The sequence below is a fragment of the Roseomonas rosulenta genome (genome assembly GCF_016106005.1).
Taxonomy (GTDB): domain Bacteria; phylum Pseudomonadota; class Alphaproteobacteria; order Acetobacterales; family Acetobacteraceae; genus Neoroseomonas; species Neoroseomonas rosulenta.
The window spans coordinates 1-912 of record NZ_JACADR010000591.1 but is presented as its reverse complement, the minus strand read 5'-3'; the positions used below and the strand labels follow the sequence as shown (position 1 = coordinate 912).

Here is a 912-nt window from a genome sequence, read left to right as displayed (position 1 = left end):
CGCGCAGCGCGCCGCGGCGGCGGTGCGCCTGACGGCGGCCGAGCTCGCGCGGCGCGTGCCGAACGTCTCGCCCGCCCATGCCAGGAGCACGGCCGAGGGGTATCTCGCCGCGCCGGGGCCGAACCGCGCGCTGGCGGTCAACCCGGAGCGCCAGACCAGCTTCCGCGTGCAGGGCTTCTCCTCGGCCGAGGATGCCGAGATCGTCATGCTGGAACGCTGCCAGCTCACCTTCGGCACGCCCTGCATCCTGGTCGCGGTGAACGACGCCATCGTGCCGCCGGAGCTGGCGGAGCGGCGGCGCGACATGCCGCGCATCCAGCACGGCGGCGCCTATGACCCGGCGCTGGTGCCGGGCATCGCCGCGCGCCGCCGCGCCGAGATGGCCGAGGTGATGGGCTATGCCGCGCAGCCGGGTGCCAAGGCCATGGCGCTGCACCCGCAGGGCCGCGTGACGGTGGCGACCGGCGCGCGCAACCCGGAGGAGGCCGCGCAGCGCGCGCTGGCGGCGTGCCGCAGCATGGCGCAGCGCGAAAGGCTGCCAGGCGGCTGCACGCTCTACGCCGTCGGAGACCAGGTGGTGCTGCCGCAGCGCCTCGCGGCCGGGCGCTGAGGCGTAGCGTCCGCCCTCGACGGGCTACGCGCGGGACGACGGGCCGTGGGCTCGCGCCAGGCTGCGGTCGGCATCAGACGACGCGGACGCCGGCGCCGCCCTCGGCCGGCAGCAGTCCGAAGGGGTCGAAGACCAGGGGCGCTGCGCGCGCGAGCGCGGCCAGGTCGAAGGCGCGGTGCGGCGTGCCGAGCACCACGGCCTCCGCCAACGCGGCGGCGGGATGGGCCACGCGCGGGATCTCCGCGAGGTCGGGCGGCGGGTCCCCCAGCACGGGGTCGCACCACAGCGCCTCGGCCCCCGCC

Annotated in this window: 2 protein-coding genes; one reads left to right on the top strand and one right to left on the bottom strand. The window is 77.6% G+C overall.

Annotation, left to right across the window (positions count from 1 at the left end; all coding sequences use genetic code 11):
* Positions 1 to 610 (top strand): hypothetical protein (locus HW578_RS27075; RefSeq protein WP_198373788.1); only part of this gene is annotated, 610 nt, incomplete at its 5' end.
* A gap of 73 nt (positions 611 to 683) precedes the next feature.
* Here the strand turns inward: HW578_RS27075 and HW578_RS27070 are convergent.
* A partial coding sequence (locus HW578_RS27070; protein ID WP_198373787.1) for a hypothetical protein occupies positions 684 to 912 on the bottom strand: 229 nt, incomplete at its 5' end.